This window comes from Endozoicomonas elysicola (assembly GCF_000710775.1).
In the GTDB taxonomy this organism is placed as follows: domain Bacteria; phylum Pseudomonadota; class Gammaproteobacteria; order Pseudomonadales; family Endozoicomonadaceae; genus Endozoicomonas; species Endozoicomonas elysicola.
Genome location: NZ_JOJP01000001.1, coordinates 987236 through 1004401 on the forward strand (window position 1 = coordinate 987236; position 17166 = coordinate 1004401).

General features: G+C 46.9%; 14 protein-coding genes. 9 read left to right on the forward strand and 5 right to left on the reverse strand.

Features of this window, described 5'->3' with window-relative positions:
* Window positions 1-95 precede the first annotated feature (95 nt).
* From GV64_RS04145 to GV64_RS04155, 3 genes are all read right to left on the reverse strand, one after another.
* Window positions 96-716 (reverse strand): FKBP-type peptidyl-prolyl cis-trans isomerase, encoded by a 621-nt coding sequence (locus GV64_RS04145; protein WP_020584179.1) that lies wholly within the window; start codon window positions 714-716, stop codon window positions 96-98.
* A 244-nt stretch (window positions 717-960) separates the two neighbouring features.
* Complete coding sequence (locus GV64_RS04150; RefSeq protein ID WP_034844026.1) at window positions 961-1863, reverse strand: hypothetical protein; 903 nt, start codon at window positions 1861-1863, stop codon at window positions 961-963.
* A gap of 170 nt (window positions 1864-2033) precedes the next feature.
* Window positions 2034-3008, reverse strand: a complete 975-nt coding sequence (locus GV64_RS04155) for a ribonuclease Z (RefSeq protein WP_026258508.1) — start codon at window positions 3006-3008, stop codon at window positions 2034-2036.
* A 137-nt stretch (window positions 3009-3145) separates the two neighbouring features.
* Between GV64_RS04155 and GV64_RS04160 the strand changes: the two genes are divergently transcribed.
* Entirely contained in the window at window positions 3146-4432 is a 1287-nt protein-coding gene (locus tag GV64_RS04160; RefSeq protein WP_152553915.1) for a hypothetical protein, read from the forward strand.
* A gap of 37 nt (window positions 4433-4469) precedes the next feature.
* Here GV64_RS04160 and GV64_RS04165 read toward each other — a convergent pair whose 3' ends face one another.
* Window positions 4470-5837 carry a hypothetical protein gene (locus GV64_RS04165; protein ID WP_020584175.1) on the reverse strand — a complete coding sequence of 456 codons (1368 nt, stop codon included), beginning with the start codon at window positions 5835-5837 and terminating at the stop codon, window positions 4470-4472.
* A 175-nt stretch (window positions 5838-6012) separates the two neighbouring features.
* Here GV64_RS04165 and fusA point away from each other — a divergent pair, with 175 nt between their 5' ends.
* The 3 genes from fusA to GV64_RS04180 all read left to right on the forward strand — a co-directional run bounded on the left by fusA (window position 6013) and on the right by GV64_RS04180 (window position 10939).
* Window positions 6013-8070 (forward strand): elongation factor G, encoded by a 2058-nt coding sequence (gene fusA, locus GV64_RS04170; protein ID WP_020584174.1) that lies wholly within the window; start codon window positions 6013-6015, stop codon window positions 8068-8070.
* 115 nt (window positions 8071-8185) lie between these two features.
* The gene (locus GV64_RS23580) at window positions 8186-9352 is read left to right on the forward strand and encodes a murein hydrolase activator EnvC family protein (protein ID WP_081622202.1); all 1167 of its coding nucleotides are present in this window, start codon (window positions 8186-8188) and stop codon (window positions 9350-9352) included.
* Between the two features lie 93 nt (window positions 9353-9445).
* Complete coding sequence (locus tag GV64_RS04180; protein WP_020584172.1) at window positions 9446-10939, forward strand: S41 family peptidase; 1494 nt, start codon at window positions 9446-9448, stop codon at window positions 10937-10939.
* On the opposite strand, the gene GV64_RS04185 is transcribed toward GV64_RS04180, so the two are convergent.
* Window positions 10936-11436 carry a hypothetical protein gene (locus GV64_RS04185; protein WP_152553916.1) on the reverse strand — a complete coding sequence of 167 codons (501 nt, stop codon included), beginning with the start codon at window positions 11434-11436 and terminating at the stop codon, window positions 10936-10938. The two genes, GV64_RS04180 and GV64_RS04185, sit on opposite strands and share 4 nt — an antisense overlap.
* Window positions 11437-11777: 341 nt before the next feature.
* Here GV64_RS04185 and focA point away from each other — a divergent pair, with 341 nt between their 5' ends.
* The 5 genes from focA (at window position 11778) to GV64_RS04210 (ending at window position 17009) form a co-directional block, all read left to right on the forward strand.
* A complete protein-coding gene (focA, locus tag GV64_RS04190; protein WP_020584170.1) occupies window positions 11778-12632 on the forward strand; it encodes a formate transporter FocA in 855 nt (284 codons plus the stop codon).
* Window positions 12633-12810: 178 nt separating this feature from the next.
* Window positions 12811-13356, forward strand: a complete 546-nt coding sequence (locus tag GV64_RS04195) for an LOG family protein (protein WP_020584169.1) — start codon at window positions 12811-12813, stop codon at window positions 13354-13356.
* Window positions 13353-13955, forward strand: coding sequence for a YqiA/YcfP family alpha/beta fold hydrolase (locus GV64_RS04200; RefSeq protein ID WP_020584168.1), 603 nt, complete (start codon window positions 13353-13355; stop codon window positions 13953-13955). Before GV64_RS04195 ends, GV64_RS04200 begins: the two co-directional genes overlap by 4 nt.
* A 58-nt stretch (window positions 13956-14013) precedes the next feature.
* Entirely contained in the window at window positions 14014-15906 is a 1893-nt protein-coding gene (parE, locus tag GV64_RS04205) for a DNA topoisomerase IV subunit B (RefSeq protein ID WP_020584167.1), read from the forward strand.
* Between the two features lie 230 nt (window positions 15907-16136).
* Window positions 16137-17009 carry a tetratricopeptide repeat protein gene (locus GV64_RS04210; protein WP_020584166.1) on the forward strand — a complete coding sequence of 291 codons (873 nt, stop codon included), beginning with the start codon at window positions 16137-16139 and terminating at the stop codon, window positions 17007-17009.
* Window positions 17010-17166 lie beyond the last annotated feature (157 nt).

Below are 17166 nucleotides of genomic sequence, written 5' to 3' on the forward strand. Positions count from 1 at the left end.
GCTCTAAACAAATAGCATATAACTTTTCTTATAATGATAGAAACGCCTCTTACCTTCACAGGTAAGAGGCGTTTTCTTAAAAGGCTCTGTTCTTATCAGGACACAATATCCAGCAGCTCAACTTCAAAAACCAGAGTAGTGTATGGGCCAATGGCACCACCCGCTCCACGCTCACCATAAGCCAGATGGTAAGGAACAAACAGCTTCCACTTGGAGCCTGTGTTCATCATCTGCAGGGCTTCAGTCCAGCCAGCGATAACTCCGCCAACCGGAAATTCTGCAGGCTCTCCACGCTGAACGGAGCTGTCGAATACAGTGCCGTCAATCAGGGTGCCGTGGTAATGAGTACGTACAGTGCTGGCATGGGTCGGCTTCTCGCCGCTGCCCTCGGTAATCACTTCAAACTGCAGGCCTGATTCAGTCACCTGAACACCTTCACGCTTGGCATTTTCTGCCAGGAACTGTTCACCTTCTGCAGCCAGAACACGGGCTTTCTCAGCTTCTTCAGCCTGCAATCGCTTCTGCATTTCAGTGAAGGCGGCGTGCAGGTCTTCATGGGAAACTGCGCTTTCAGCACCGTTCAGAGCATCCGCAAGGCCAGCCAGTACAGCGTCAATGGACAAACCGGCGATTGGGTTGGCAGTCAGCTGATCGCCCATCTGACGGCCAATACCGTAGCTGACACGTTCTTCCATGGTTTTATAGATATCAGACATTAATCATCAACTTCTTTATGAATTAGGCGGGGGAGTATATCACGACTGGATGAAAATCAGTGGGGCAATCCATAGGGGGGGTTATCAACTGTGCGTACAACCATCTATCCATGATTTACGTAAGGCAAGTCACTAGCAGCACGGAGTGGTTATTCCACGTAGGCAGTGAGCACTCTGGCAGGAGATTTTCAGGTGTAATTCGGCACAGGAAGTTACTGCATTCAAGTTTGGCTCTATTTGCTGATTACCTTTGAGGAAGTACAGGAAAGCTGGGCATATAACCCTGGTTTTTCAATAACTGGCATACTCTGGCAGTTTCAATGTATGGGCAGCCGGGGGGGTTGAATAATATATGAAGGAACTTTTTCAGTAGCGGCTTATTACTGGAATAGTTGTCCACACTGGAAATTCTTTCAGCCAGTTCAGTGTTCTCGCTATGATGTAGCGATGGTAAACTTACACACCCTTCAATGAACCATTCTGTGAAGTTCTGATCAGATTCAAGGCCTGAGAGCAGTGTTTGAAAATCAGTCGTGTATGAGCTTCTTATGCTCTGTGCCATTTCCATTTCATCCAGCATTAAAAACGCTTGATTAATGCAGATGGCAGGAAGAATATCCAAAAGAGGTCTCTGCATATCATTTGCAGTTAATCGGGTTCGTAGATCATTGATAGATAAAACTGAGCAATTTCGTAAGTCATTTATGTTTACTGAAACCCTGTTACCTTCTCTTAATGGATGAGATAAGCCGGATGGAGCTGTAATAATAAGGCTGCCGGCAAAAGTTCCTCTGTGTACGGCCTCTGAATGTTCAGAAGACTGTTGGGTATTATGATTAGGTGTAAATAGTGGTTCAGAATCCAGTCTGGCAGTGACTTGATAGTTTCTCAAATCATTCGTTTCTATTTTAACTCTGTTATTACCGATGGTTTGTACACTTCTGATCTGATCGGCTACAACCACAAGCTTTCCAGAGAATCGCGGTAATAGATTGCCTTGTTGACGATGGTTTGTTTCTCTTACCAGTGCTGCTTGAGAATCTGCTGATGGGCGCAAAATTCCCCTGGGCTGTTGTTGTCCAGACTGGCCATCTGGAGTGGTTCTTATCGTTGGTCTGATGAAGGCTTGAGGAAGTCGTGTTTCCATAATTGAACCCAGTGGTATTCACTATTTTTAATCTTGGATTTTGATTTTTAAAAATCCAGAGGGTTCAAAAAATAGGAAATAATGACCTGTTGAAATGATTGTTCTTACAGTGTTCAACATTTATTTGCAGCTATCTGACGACCTTATTACGAACATTACAATTGAGAGTATCACGCTTTTAAAACCATTAACTGGCCGGATCGACGCACTTCCCAAATGCTTAAATCGCTGGCCAGACCAATACTGCCTGAGTAAAAGCTCTTTGCTTCTGCTGTCAACGCATCAATACAGTTTGGACCTGCTGAGGGCGAGTGTTGATAACGACCGCTGAAGTGGGTAAGGATCAGGTTGGGAACACCGCTGGTTTCAGCAGCTTCGGCAACCATTCGCGCTGAGCTGTGCATCCAGACTGGCCCGGCTTTTTGAAGCGCTGAATCAGTCAGTGTGGCCTCATGAACCAGCAAATGGGCACCTTTAAGGGCTTCAATTAATAATTCGGGCTTATCATTATCGCCGGCAATGATGGCAATTCGGCTTTCTGGTGGAGGTTGAAGCACCTGTTCGGGGTGTATCTTACGGCCATCCTCAAGCTCAACGCTCAAGCCTTTTTGTAGCAGTCCCCAGAGCTCACCTCTTGGAACGCCAAGGGTATTCAGTTGTGCAATGTTGAGTTGAGTACTGAATGTTGTCTCCACAAAGCGATAAGCAAAGCTGGGCACCCGGTGTGAAAGTTCGTGGGATGTGACACTGATCTGATTGTCCTGATAGTTGAAACCAGGGCGGTCACTCCGAGTGAACTCAATACTGAAAGGGAGTTGTGTTACATCTGAATAGTGGAGGGCCGCCTCCACAAACTGCTGAACACCATCAGGTGCGCAGATAGTCAGAGGTGCTTGTCGTCCCTGCATGCTGGCAGAAGTGATCAGGCCAGGCAGACCGTACATATGGTCGCCATGAACATGAGTAATAAATATGGTTTTGAGATTATTGAGTGTATAGCGGCAGCGAAGCAACTGGTGCTGCGTTCCTTCGCCACAGTCCACCAGGTACCACTGTCTGGCATCATCAATGGCTAGTGCCAGCGCAGTGACGTTTCTTTCGGTGGTGGGCATACCCGCCGACGTTCCGAGAAAAGTCAGTCTCATGAGCACTTCCGAATGGTTGTAGTATTGAGGAGTGTATCAGATGAATGTTCTTTAGTGCTTCCTGAAATATCTGACATTTCTACTGTCTAACCGTATCTGGTGTTTAATATTCACAACCTAGTTCTAAGAGTTTGTAAATGGCGAATCCGTGTTCAGTAAGTTTCTTAATAGATGGCTTTTCTATGATTCCTGAGAGCAGAGCTTTAGATCAGGGGAGTCCGGTAACTTCTTTTGCTATGCATAAGTGCAAGGTTAATAAGGTTTCTCGAAATGAAATGGATAATTCTGCGGGAGGAAAGCTAGGGGAAGGTATTACGGGAAGATATTGTTGTCCCATTGCCAATTGTATTGGCAGATTTTCTTTAATGGCAGACTTAAAAAAACACTATGAAAATGATCATGTTTCTAAAGAGTTTACTGAAAATGTGCATATGAATCCGGAGCAGCTATCTGTGAAACCATCTGATCAGAAATTTGATCAATTATCAGGGCTGATGTTTGTGGATAATGTACCTAAGGAGTCAGTGTCAGTAGCTGGCATACAGAATAGTGACACTTTACCTTCGCAAGGGTTTGATTATGGTTTTCCTAGTGAAAACCAAAGAGAGAATAGAGAAACTTTTGATGGGGCAGGCTTATTTGAAATGACGGTGAATGATTCTGAGTCTCAGCTGACTGAATCTAAAAAGGTGATTGAGATAGAGGGAGGCAGTCAAGATAGCCCCGTTTCAGAGGAAGGTGTATTGGATCTATCGCTCAAGTCATTATCGTGCGGCAAAGAAGGTTGTAACGATCCCGGTGTAAAATTGTCAGGCGTAGATCGACGAAATATTGAGCGGGTTGATGTCACAGAGATAATCAATGACTTAGCTCGCAGGTTCGAGATAGATGTTAGTGACCTGGATGAAAAGTTAAAATCGATCCCGGTTGAAATAGTTAAGCATTCTTTGAAGAAGGAAGAGTCACAGCCAGGAGAACTGCGTGCTTGCCCGGAAATCTTTGATTTACCGACGGCTTTCTTTCCCTCCGATATGGCTCCCACAAGCTACACCGATCTGTTGGAAGAGTTTGCTGCTAGATATTACGATACAGGGGATCGTCTGTGCCTTCCGTTTCAGTCTTATCAAGCGGTAGAAAAATCCCCAAAAGACCGTATCAGAGCAGCTCATCTACATTCAAGAAATTCTTCTGTAGAGGGGGCTAAGAAACGTTTAACTGCTAAACAAAAGTGTGAGCTGAAAAGGCTGATTACCAGCAATAGTGTACAAAGCCTGAAACTGAGAGGGGCTCAGTGGTCAAAAACAAATGTAGCTGAGTTGGTAAGGAAAACTTTTCAAGTGGCCTGCTCTGAGGATTATGCAAACCATTTGGTTTACTCGCAGGGAATGAGTTTTAAAGGCTTAAATAAGCCTCCAAAGTTATAACTAATACTACATATATCGCGGCGTAATTATTAAGAGTTTATGTTTGAATCTTGCCTTCTGAAAGCTCATCGGCAAGCTCTTCAAGCACCTCAGGGTCGTGCCAGGCGTTGATGATTTTCTGGATGGTTTCCTGGCTCATGGACACCTGATTGACGATATCTGCCATCTCATCTGCTTCCAGACAGTGGCCATTCAGCCCATAACAAAGTGTACTGAATGCTTGAAGCTGGTCAAGGATGTTGGCAGTAGACAGGCTTTTCAGGCCAATAAACTGAATGGCATTCAATACTCGTGGGTGAAGATGCCCATTTCTACCCAGAGTATGAATGGCCTGACGAAAAACTTCAGCCAGAATGGGAGATTCAGAGTCATTATTATCAAATGAGGTATTATTCACGATGTTGCACCAACGCTCCTGTTCATCATAAGACCATCTGCGCATCAGAACACTGAAGTCGGTATTACTCAGGCTCGGGTTAAATGTCTGCAGTTTGCGAAAGGCCTGTAAACGGGGCATTATTCCGGGCCACACCATATAGATTCGACCGAGATCTTCACTTAATGCCTGATACTCAGACTTGCTTGCTATCAGGCCGGAATCAATCAGTTGCTCACTGGAAATGCTCTTTAGGGCTTTGGGCGTTTTTCCATAAGCTTCTGCTGAGGCCATGGGCGTTTCCTGTTCCGTTATTAATGAGTTTATGGGGTACACAACCCACTCAATATCTTTTCTTTCTTTTTGGTTCCTGTTTACAAACTCGGTGATGGCCTGATTGATGGCTTCAGAAACGCAGTTGATCAACGTTTCATCCGGAGCTTCATCTGATTCCTGCCGGGATCGGATAGTGTCATTGGCCGTTTCCACAAGTAGGCTCTTGAAGCAGCCAAGGTCTTTTTCTGACTGACTTATCTTATGGAATTGATCCCAACTGTTCTGCAGTTGATCTTGCAATATTGAGAACCAGTCGCTTTCAGTCAGTTCTGAAAGCTCATTACAGTGTCGGCTAAAGCCAGTACTGATGCTTTTGTTCAGAATAGTGGTAGCCTCAACAGCCTGCCCATGTGCACTTTCGACCAGGCTACGAATCAGTGAGGCAAGATGTTCGACCGTAAATGATGGCCAGTTGAAATCAGTAAATGTCTTTGTGAACTGGGCTTTCAGCCCCATATTGTGGCCAAGCTGATCTGCCCGTTTGGCTGCATTCAGACAGGTGGCTTTTATTTGCTCCCGTTCCGAAGCGCTTTTCATTGATGCTACTTTATTGAGCAACCCCTTTGCTGAGCCCCTGCCTGCAACCAGCTGTTTTTTTTCATTTAACCGGGCTGGCGAGGTGCCAGAGCCACTTTTAATGAGAATGTTAGCCTGTGCAAGCCACTTGCGAAGATATTGGTAGTCCGAGAGCATCGGGAGGGTCCTTTCTAAATTCCTTTTGTTTTTTATCTACATTTTTTTAATTTAGTTCAGGAATAAATGGTGGGTTGCTCTTTATTTCGGTTTATTGACGTCTGGCAAGATAAACTGGTCACCGCCTCCATATACTCAGAATCAATGATAACAATGAAGATGTGAGGCGCTCGTTATGAAAAGCGGCATGGCTGAGTTACACAACGACCCTATCCGAAATATCGCCTTGCTGGGGCACTCTGGCAGCGGAAAATCCACGTTGATTGAGGCTCTTCTAATACAGGCAGGAGCGATACCGGATCAGGAAGGCCAGGGGCGGAGAATTACGGATTGTACCCCTCTCGAACAGCAGGCTGGCCACTCACTGGAAACGTCTCTTTTTCATCTCCATCATCAAAACACTCATGTAAACCTGATCGATACTCCCGGAACGCCTGAGCTCTTTGGCCGGGCTATGAGCATATTGCCTGCTGTTGAGTCAGTGGCAATGGTGATTAATGCCCAGCTGGGAGTGGAGCCGGTCTCCCGTAAGTCCTTTGACTTGATGCAGAGCAGGAAAAAATGCGGGCTGATTATTGTCAATCACTGCGATGCCGGTGATGCCAAGGCTGAAGGCATTTTGGAGACTCTGCAGGATCGGTTTGGTCCGCACTGTCTGCCCATCAATCTGCCTTCCAGTGACCATTCTCGGGTTGTGGACTGTTATTTTCAGCCTGATTATGCCGCAGAGGTTGCCTTCAGCTCCGTCAACGAGGCTCATGACCGCTTGGTTGAGCAGGTGATCGAGGTTGATGATGATCTGATGGATCTCTATCTGGAACAGGGGCAGTCCATTGAGCCCCCCCAGCTTCACGATCCTTTTGAGCAGTGTCTGCGGGATGGTCATTTACTGCCAGTGTGCTTCGTTTCGGCCAGAACGGGAGCAGGTGTTGATCAACTTCTGAGAATAATCTGTGAGTTAATGCCAACCCCCGAAGAAGGGAATGCACCACTCTTCATGAAAAAGGAAGGCTCGAAGATGGGAGAGCCGGGTGTTGCTGTTTCGGTAACTGCTGATCCTGAAGCCCATACGATAGCCCATGTTTTCAAGGTAGTAACTGACCCCTTTATTGGTCGTATGGGAATATTCAGAATTCACCAGGGTACGGTGAAAACAGGCAGCCAGCTCTATATTGGCGATGGGCGCAAAGCCTTCAGGGTCAATCATCTGCTGAAATTACAGGGAGACCAGTCTTTAGAGGTGGGCTCTGCTGGCCCGGGAGATATTTGTGCGGTAGCGAAGGTAGATAATATTCACTTTGATGAGGTATTGCATGACTCTCATGATGAAGATCATTTCTATCTAAAGCCACTGGCCTTCCCTGAGCCCATGAGCAGTCTGGCTATTGATACCACACGTCATGGGGATGAGCAGAAGTTGTCGGATGCGCTCCATCGGATGATGCTTGAAGATCCCAGCCTGGTTGTTGAGCACCGTGAGTCCCGGAACGAAACGGTGATCAGTGGTTTGGGGAGTGTACACCTGCAGATAGTTCTGGAAAAAATGCAGGCAGTATACAATCTTGAAGTAAGTACACGCTTACCAATGATTCCTTATCGTGAAACCATTCTGAAACCATCAGAAGGTCATCATCGACATAAGAAGCAGAGTGGTGGTTCCGGCCAGTTTGGTGAGGTCTTTCTACGGATTGAACCATTGCCGAGAGGCGCTGGCTTTGAGTTTGCCAGCGAGGTCGTCGGTGGTGTGATACCCAGTCAATATATACCTGCGGTGGAAAAAGGGGTTCGTGAAGTGATGAACGCAGGAGCCATTGCCGGTTGCCCGATGCAGGATATTCGGGTTGTGGTTTATGATGGCAAACACCACAGTGTGGACTCCAAAGAAATTGCCTTTATCGCCGCTGGAAAAAAAGCATTTCTGGATGCCATTAGCCGAGCTGAAGCTGTGCTCCTTGAGCCTTACATGGCGTTAAAAGTGACGGCGCCTGTATGGAGCGTAGGGGATATTACCGGTCATCTCTCTGCGGATCGAGGGATGATTACTGGGTCAGAGTCCAGAGAAGGCGATGAAGTCTGTATTGAAGCAGAGGCTCCGCTGGCCAGTGTTATAGAGTACAGTAACGCCCTGAAGTCCATGACCTCTGGTGAAGGTGAATTTTCCATGACATTCAGCCGCTATGAACAGGTTCCTGGTAGTATCCAGAAAGCTTTGGTTGCAGAAGCCAGACAATAACGCCTCATGACACTCAATTCACTGGGTTGAGTGTCTTCTTTCCCTTCATCTATATCTGGTCTTTAATTGCAGGCATACTGATACCGTTTTTCGCCGATTGCCAAAGATTTTTCCCATGACGTTTTTCAATTCGCTGCTCCATAGAAAGGGCAGAAATAAAAGGATGTTCTCAGCGCTGTTGATTGCCGCATTATCCATTATTCCCCAGCAGGGAATGAGTAATGAGCAGGCTGTTGCCGAAGCAGAAATTAAAGCCATTGAGAGTGATATTCAGCATGCGAAGAAGCTGCTGGAATCTCTCAATTCTGAACGAACTTCAGCCCAGAACCAGGTTCAGACTAATGATAAAGCCATCCATCAACTGAACAGCGATATCAGTTCTCTGGAAACTCGCCTTAAGGAGGGGCAGGGCGAAATAAAAAAGCTCCAGAGCCGTCAGAAACAACTGACGGCAAAGAGTGAGCAGCAGAAGGTACAGGTTGCACAGAGTCTGCAATCTCTTTACAAGAGTCTGGGTGATAGTCGTATCAAGCTATTGCTGAACCAGGAGGATCCGGAGAGTGTTTCCCGGCAACTGGTTTATCTTGATTATTTTCAGAAGGCACAGCTTCAATCCATTCGAGAGTATGAGACAACGGTTGCGGAACTAAAGTCTGTGGAAAGCTCTCAGCACATGCTTATTACCCGACTTAATCAGGAAAAGGCATTGATTGATCAGAAAAAGCAAACACTGGTCAAACAGCAATCTGAACGCAAAAAGCTATTGAAGGATTTGGCGAATCGCTATCGCAAAGGGGGAAAGGAGCTTAAGCAGTTGGAGCAGGAGCGGGAGAAACTGGATAAGGTACTTGCCAGTATCATCAGTCGGCAGCTTAGTAACAGCCAGTCCTTCAAGACCCGCAAAGGCAAGCTTCTGTGGCCGGTGGATGGCAGGGTTCTGTTCAAATTCAACGATCAAAACCCCGAAACCCGTATGCGTTGGCAGGGCATGTTTATTGCCGCAAAATCTGGAACAACGGTAAATGCAGTACATGATGGCCGGGTTATTTTTGCTGACTGGTTAAGCAGTTACGGCCTGCTGGCTATCATTGATCATGGGGATAACTTTCTGACGTTGTACGCTCATAATGATTCCATTCTCAAGCAGGAGGGTGATACCGTTCTGGCTGGTGAACCGCTGGCATTGAGTGGTCAGAGTGGCGGGCAGCTGACAGAAGGCGTTTATTTTGAAGTCCGCCATAATGGTAAACCCCAAAATCCATCTCTATGGCTTGGCCGGTAGTAGCCTGCCTGAGTAATCAGTGTAGTTTCAATCGGTGATACCGATAAGTAATTCCTATACTTCACTGATTTTTATAAATGCTCGGGAGCATTCATGAATTTGATTTTTAACCTCAACCGGCTTTTCAAGGCATCATCTTTAGCGCTGGCTACCAGCCTGGCACTGAATGGCTGGGCTGATACTGTCGGTCAGGAGCCACAAGCTCTTGAGATCCCTGTTACCGGAAATACCGGTCAGGCACCGGTTGAGTTGGAGGCTGAGCACTCTCAAGAAGAGAAGGAGGAACTGAAAGGCAGACTCCCTCTTGATGAGCTTCGGACTTTTACCGAAGTCATGGAGCGTATTAAAAAGGCCTATGTTGAGGAAGTGGATGACAGGACGCTACTCGAAAACGCCATTCAAGGGATGCTGAGTGGTCTTGACCCTCACTCTGCCTATTTGAAGCCTGATGACTTTAAAGAACTGGAAGAAAATACGTCAGGAGAGTTTGGAGGGCTTGGTATAGAAGTAGGCATGGAAGATGGCTTTATCAAGGTGGTTAGCCCCATTGATGATACCCCGGCATCAAAAGCAGGTGTTCAGGCAGGAGATCTGATTATCAAACTGGATGATGTCTCTGTTAAGGGGATGAACCTGGGGGAGTCTGTCGACAAGATGCGCGGTAAGGCTGGAACGCCTATCAAGTTGACGATTGTTCGTGAAGGTGAGGAGAAACCGCTTGAGATCTCTTTGGAACGTGCTGTCATTAAAGTTCAAAGTGTCAAGGCTAAGAATCTTGAGCCGGGTTACGGTTATATTCGTGTCAGCCAGTTTCAGGCGGATACCGGCAAAGAACTTGTCGATACACTGAAGGAACTGAAGAAAGATCAGAAAGACGGCAAACTTCATGGTCTGGTTCTTGATCTTCGCAACAACCCTGGTGGTGTTCTTCAGGCTGCGGTTGGTGTTACCGATGCTTTCATCAGCGAAGGCTTAATTGTTTACACCGAAGGGCGTATCCCAAACTCTGAGCTACGATTTAACGCCACCGCTGATGATCCTTCACAGGGGGTTCCACTGGTTGTCTTAATCAATGGTGGTTCTGCCTCAGCTTCAGAAATTGTTGCCGGCGCTTTGCAGGATCATAATCGTGCGGTTTTGATGGGAACCGAGTCTTTTGGTAAGGGATCGGTACAAACGGTATTACCCTTAAGTGTCGATTCTGCAAAAGGCTTGAAGCTGACGACAGCACTTTATTATACGCCTAATGGGCGTTCGATTCAGGCGGAAGGCATCAAACCCGATATTGTGGTACAGCGGGCTAAGGTAACGCCGATTGATGCACCTCAGCAATATAAAGAAGCAGATCTTCAGAGACATCTGAGCAATGGCAATAAAGAAGATCAGGGGACATTAAGTCAGAAACAGTCAGAGGCCAGCTCAAATGCCAGGAAGGCAGAAAAAGAAATAGCGAATATGCTGGCTCAAGATTACCAGTTAAACCAGGCTCTGAATGTTTTGAAAGGGATGCACATTAACGCAGTCACTGCTGGTAAATCAGAAGAAAAGAAAACGGCTGCCCTGAAACCAATGAAGACCAAGCCTTAAAAACGGTAGGAAACACCAAAGCTGATAACGGGCTGCCAGCGTGCAGTTTCCGTTTCATCGAAATTATTTCTTGAAATGGACTTCAAACTATTGACTGAGGGGGTTGCAAGGTTGTGCCCCTCGTTATTTTCATAAACAGCGCCAACGTCGACTCTCACATCCAATCGTGCCTGATCAACCATTTTCTTCCAGCCTACGCCAAGGTATGTCTTGTTGTTATAGCGTGCGGTCTGAGAGTCTTTGGAAGAGTTATGAAAGCTGCCCGCAGACATACTGAAATTGCTGTCAAATGGCTGATAGTCAATACGCAGGCCTTTGGCATTATCAGCCGGATTTAGAGATTGGTTGCTCAGTTCAATAGCAGAGGTATGATCTTTAACGGAGGAATGAACTTCGGAAATCTGACCCATTGAGTCTATCATTCTGACATGGTCGTTTGCCTGAGCCGTGCTCAGAACGGTTACTCCTAAGGCAATGATAAACAGATGACCATTCATGGCACCTTTTCCTCCATCCTTCTCTCCATTTATATGGAGAACCGGAAAATGGTATGTTCTATGCCAGTAGATATTGAACAGCATTTTTTATAAGACGATTTTCTTTATCCTCCCTATATCGATCACAATAATCAACTATTCTTTTTCCCAGACCTCATCTATTTTTTAATGCACTATTTTTGTTCACTGATTACTTTTTATGAAGTCAGTTTCTTTTTCACTAGCTCAAGGCTGCACTGTACTAGGTATTTTTCACAATACCCGCTGAATTTACCACTCTGATACCTGATTCCTCTCACTGATAGACTTAGCGCCAAAATCGATTGGCTGTGGATAACCCGATGCAAGTTCAAAATATGCCCAACTATGGTGCAGTTCCTCCTGCGGAAATGGCAAAGCTGGCTGAGCAGGCGGCAATAGGTAAAGCAAAAAAGCATCCTGAAGTAACCATGATTCTGGCGATTATGGCTGGTATCTTTGTTGCGATCGCCGGAATGTTTTATTCCGTGGTTATGGCTGGAGCTCAAGGCATGCCTTACGGTATGTCCAAGCTGGTGGGTGGTATTGTGTTCAGTACCGGCCTGATGCTCGTGGTGCTCTGTGGTGCAGAACTGTTTACCAGCAGCACGTTGTTGCTGATGGGTAAGGCAACTGGCAAGCTGAAGTTCCGCAACATCGTAAAGAACTGGGGGCTGGTTTACGTTGGTAACTTTATCGGTTCTATTCTTTTTGCCCTGCTGATTATCGGTGGTGGTGTCTGGGAAGGCGGCAATGGTCAGGTAGGTCTCTCTTCCATGTATATTGCCAAGGCCAAGCTGGGCTACCCATTCTTCCAGGCATTAATCCTCGGCGTTCTCTGTAACCTGCTGGTCTGCCTGTGCTACTGGATGACGCTGAGTGCGCGTACGGCTGCTGGTAAAATGATGGCCTGTATTCTTCCAGTTGCAGCATTCGTTGTAGCAGGTTTTGAGCACTCAGTTGCCAATATGTACCTGCTGCCAATGGGCTACATGATCAAGTCTCTGGCAGGTCCTGAGTTCTGGCAGGCCATCGGTTATACGGCAGCGGACTTTGATATGATTAACCTGACCAATATCTTTATGAACCTGCTGCCAGTGACTATTGGTAACATCATTGGTGGTGGTGTTATGGTCGGTTTGAGTAAGTGGTTTGTGTACCTTCGTGTGAAGGGATAATTTTCCCATCCTGAATGGTCAGTTCTCATTGCATTAAAGCGGCTTTTTATAGCCGCTTTTTTGTACCTGTATGCAATGGTGTGAAGTGACAATTCTTTCATGCCGAGTGGTATTGTGACTGGTATTATCTGATGATGAAAAGATAAGTGCTGGAAATTAAAGTGGCTGGGGGAGAGCTATGAAGTCCGTTGCAATATTCTGTGGTGCCCGATATGGCCGGCAGGAGGCCTATCGTCAGGCGGCTGAAATACTGGTGAATAAACTGGTAGAAAGAGGTGTGACTATTGTCTACGGCGGCGGCAATGTTGGCTTGATGGGAGCTATTGCCGATCGTGCTCTTGCCTGTGGTGGCAAGGTGGTTGGTGTTATTCCCCATGCTCTTGTCGAACAGGAGCAGGCCCATAACGGTTTGAGTGAATTGATTCATGTGAATGACATGCATGAGCGTAAGCAGAAAATGAGTGAGCTGGCTGATGGCTTTATCACGTTGTCTGGTGGTGCCGGCAGTATGGATGAACTGTTTCAGGAAATTGCTCATAAGCAGATAGGTTACCATGGTAAACCCTGTGCCATTTTGAATACGGCTGGCTATTATGATCATTTGTTAGCGTGGTTGGAAAATGCTGTGAATGAAGGCTTTATTACTCAATACTGGTATGACCAGCTGGTTATTGAACGGTCTCCGGTTGAACTTGTGGATAGATTGATGGAAGCCATAATATGAAGCCGCTGCTTGTTTACCTTCATGGTTTGAACAGCTCCTCCCAGTCTCGGAAAGCCATTCAAACGGTAGAGTATGTGCAGCAGCACCATATGGAAGTTGAGCTCTGGGTACCAGATTTGCCAGTCTTTCCATCTGATATCATTCAGTGTTTACAAAGCCACCTTAAAAAGTCGATAAACCAGCGAGACATCTACATTATTGGAAGTTCACTGGGCGGCTTTCTTGGTACCTGGTTATTGGATTGGCTAGTGAATAATAGGCACCAGCAAAAGGTTCGGCTTGTGTTGATCAACCCTGCAGTTGTTCCCCATGAGCGATTTGAGGCATTTCTTGGTCCTCAGAAAAACTACCATACCGGTGCTGATTGGGTCATGACGGAAGAGTACGTTGAACAACTGTTACTTCTGGAAGTAGAACCAGCACCTTCACCTGAAAACACTCTGTTACTGGTTCAGACGGGAGATGAAACGTTGGACTACCGACTGGCTGTGGACAAGTATAAAGAATGCAGAGCCATCGTTCAGGAAGGAGGTACTCATGCCTTTGATCATTTTGAAGATATTCTCCCAGAAGTCTTCGATTTTCTGACATCCGTTTGAACAAATCCCTGTGCATTCGTTACACTTCCTTCATTAAACGATTTGTCAGCAAGGACTCATGGTAAAGAACGACTACAATGCCGAGGCGATTGAAGTACTCAGTGGCCTCGACCCGGTGCGCAAACGCCCCGGCATGTATACCGATACTACCCGGCCAAACCATCTTGCCCAGGAAATCATCGACAACAGTGTGGATGAGGCGCTGGCAGGTTTTGCCTCCTATATCAAGGTCACTCTGCACAAAGACCAGTCTCTGGAAGTAGTGGATGATGGCCGTGGTATGCCGACTGATATCCACCCGGAACATGGCATCTCTGGTATAGAGCTGATTCTGACTCGGTTGCACGCTGGTGGTAAGTTCTCCAATAAAAATTACCAGTTCTCCGGTGGTTTGCACGGGGTGGGTGTTTCCGTCGTCAATGCGCTCTCCAGCCGGTTGGAAGTAACCGCTCGCCGTGGTGGCGTGGTTTCGTCCATCAGCTTTAAAGATGGCTACAAGGACGAAGACCTGCATGAGGTGGGTACCTGTGGGCGTCGTAATACCGGAACAACGGTGCATTTCTGGCCCGACCCCAGTTACTTCGACTCTCCACGCTTTTCAGTCCCCCGGCTGATGCACATCCTCCGTGCCAAGGCAGTACTGTGCCCTGGTCTGCGGGTTGAGTTTAATGACAAGATTTCCGACGACGTTACCGAGTGGTACTACGAAGATGGCTTGAATGACTACCTTAAGAGTGCAACCAGGGGGTTCAGTACACTGCCTGCGGAACCTTTTACGGGCTCACTGAAAGGTGAAAGCGAAGCTGTGGACTGGGCCGTCCAGTGGTTGCCTGAAGGAGGAGAGTTACTCACTGAAAGTTATGTAAACCTGATTCCAACGCCTCTCGGTGGTACCCATGTCAATGGTTTGCGAACCGGTTTACTGGAAGCTATTCGAGAGTTCTGTGAATTCCGGAACCTTCTACCCCGTGGTGTTAAGCTCGGTGGTGATGACCTATGGGAAAACTGCGCCTATGTCTTGTCTGCTAAGCTGGCTGACCCACAGTTTTCCGGCCAGACCAAGGAGCGCCTTTCTTCAAGAGAGTGTGCCGCTTTTGTTTCTGGTGTGGCAAAAGACGCCTTCAGCCTCTGGTTGAACCAGCATACTGCCGAAGGTGAGTTGCTGGCTGAACTTTGTATCAGCAATGCGCAGAAACGGATGCGCAAAGCCAAAAAGGTTGCCCGCAAAAAAGTCACTCAGGGGCCGGCACTGCCTGGCAAACTGGCGGATTGTTCCAGTCAGGACCTGAACATGACGGAGCTTTTCCTGGTCGAGGGAGATTCGGCTGGTGGTTCAGCAAAACAGGCTCGTGATCGAGAGTATCAGGCAATCATGCCGCTGCGGGGTAAAATCCTGAACAGCTGGGAAGTCGACTCTTCTGAAGTACTGGCCTCTCAGGAAATTCACGATATTTCAGTAGCTCTGGGTGTTGATCCGGCTTCAGATGATCTTGGCGGACTGCGGTATGGCAAGATTTGTATTCTGGCCGATGCTGACTCTGATGGCCTGCACATTGCGACCTTACTCTGCGCTTTATTTGTTCAACACTTTCGCCCACTGGTTAAGCAAGGTCATGTTTATGTGGCCATGCCTCCGCTGTATCGGATTGATGTAGCTAAAGAAGTGTTTTACGCCCTGGATGAGGCGGAAAAAGAGGGTATCCTTGAACGTATCCGTGCCGAGAAAAAGAAAGGCAAGATTAATGTTCAGCGCTTCAAGGGGCTGGGTGAAATGAACCCTCTGCAGTTACGCGAAACCACCATGTCTGCCGACACTCGTCGCCTGGTTCAGCTGACTCTGGATGACGAGGAAGAGACTACCCAGCGGATGGATATGCTGTTGGCTAAGAAGCGCAGTTCAGACCGCAAATCCTGGTTGGAGTCCAGGGGCAATCTGGTTGAAATCGCTTAATTCACATCATTAAACATTAAATCTCAAATAGCTCATTAACGTAAAGCTATTGAGCTATTCAAGAATCGAGAGAGTTTCACGGCATTGAGACTCTCTTCACCCTCTCCCGTCCAGCTTTATAGACTCGTTGATAAGCCGATAGTCACCTCATTGACCCGTTTTCCTGAATCGGGATAAGGTGGAACTTTAACGCAGTTGTTATCAGATGATGGCTAATCCAGGGAGGGTTAATGCCTCATAAACTTATCCATAAGCTGCTGCTTGTCTGCTGTGTAATACTGAACATCTCTTCAGTTAAGGCTCAGCCCCCTGCTGAGATTGATGAGCCCCTCTATAAGCCGTTTATCGAGCGCTATATTCTTGATGAGCTCAAGAATCTCCGTCAGGATCAGCAGTTTATGCGGACTGAGCTGACCAACAAAGTTGCTGAAGCCCGGTTGGATGCCTCAGATCGGGCTGTTCGTTATACAACGGATACCGTCAACAATATCTTCTTCATCATCACTGCCGCGGCCTCGATTCTGGTTTTGCTTGGGTGGCGCTCATTGCGTGAAGTGCGTGAAACCATTAAGGCTCAGGTCGAAAGCCAGGTTTCTCAGATGACACTGGAGTATGAGAAAAGGCTGAATGAGCTTGAGAACAAACTGGTGATGCGTTCGGAGCAGATTATTTCTGCGCAGGAAAAGATCTCACAAACCAATCAGGTTCATTCATTATGGATGCGTGCAGGGCTTGAGACGAACCTTCATGAGCAGATCAACATCTATGACCAGATTCTGGAAATCAACCCTGATGATGTTGAGGCACTGACCTATAAGGCGGATTCTTTGCTGGATCTTGGTGAGGCTCGATGGGCACTGTCTCTGACCAATCAAGCGATTGACCATGATCAAGAGTATGCGCTTGCCTACTGGCAAAGGGCCTGTGCTGAAGCGGCACTTGGACAGTATGATGAAGCGGTACGAGATCTTGAAACTGCCATACTGCAATCTCCGGCATTAAAAGATGAAGTCGCCAGTGAAACGGCTTTTGAAGTTTTGCATGACCATCTGTCGTTTAAGAAGCTGTTACAGCCAGAACTACCGGATGAGGAAAGTAGTTAGGCCGATTCTGGCGGAAACAATGTCACTACTAAGACACAGAGAACTGAACCTGCTGTGTCTTTGCGTTTTTCCTCTTCAGCTCCAGCTTTCTTCTTCACTCAAGCCATTACTGTTATAAGGATATTTATTTGAATGGATAAGATGCAGGAAATATGAA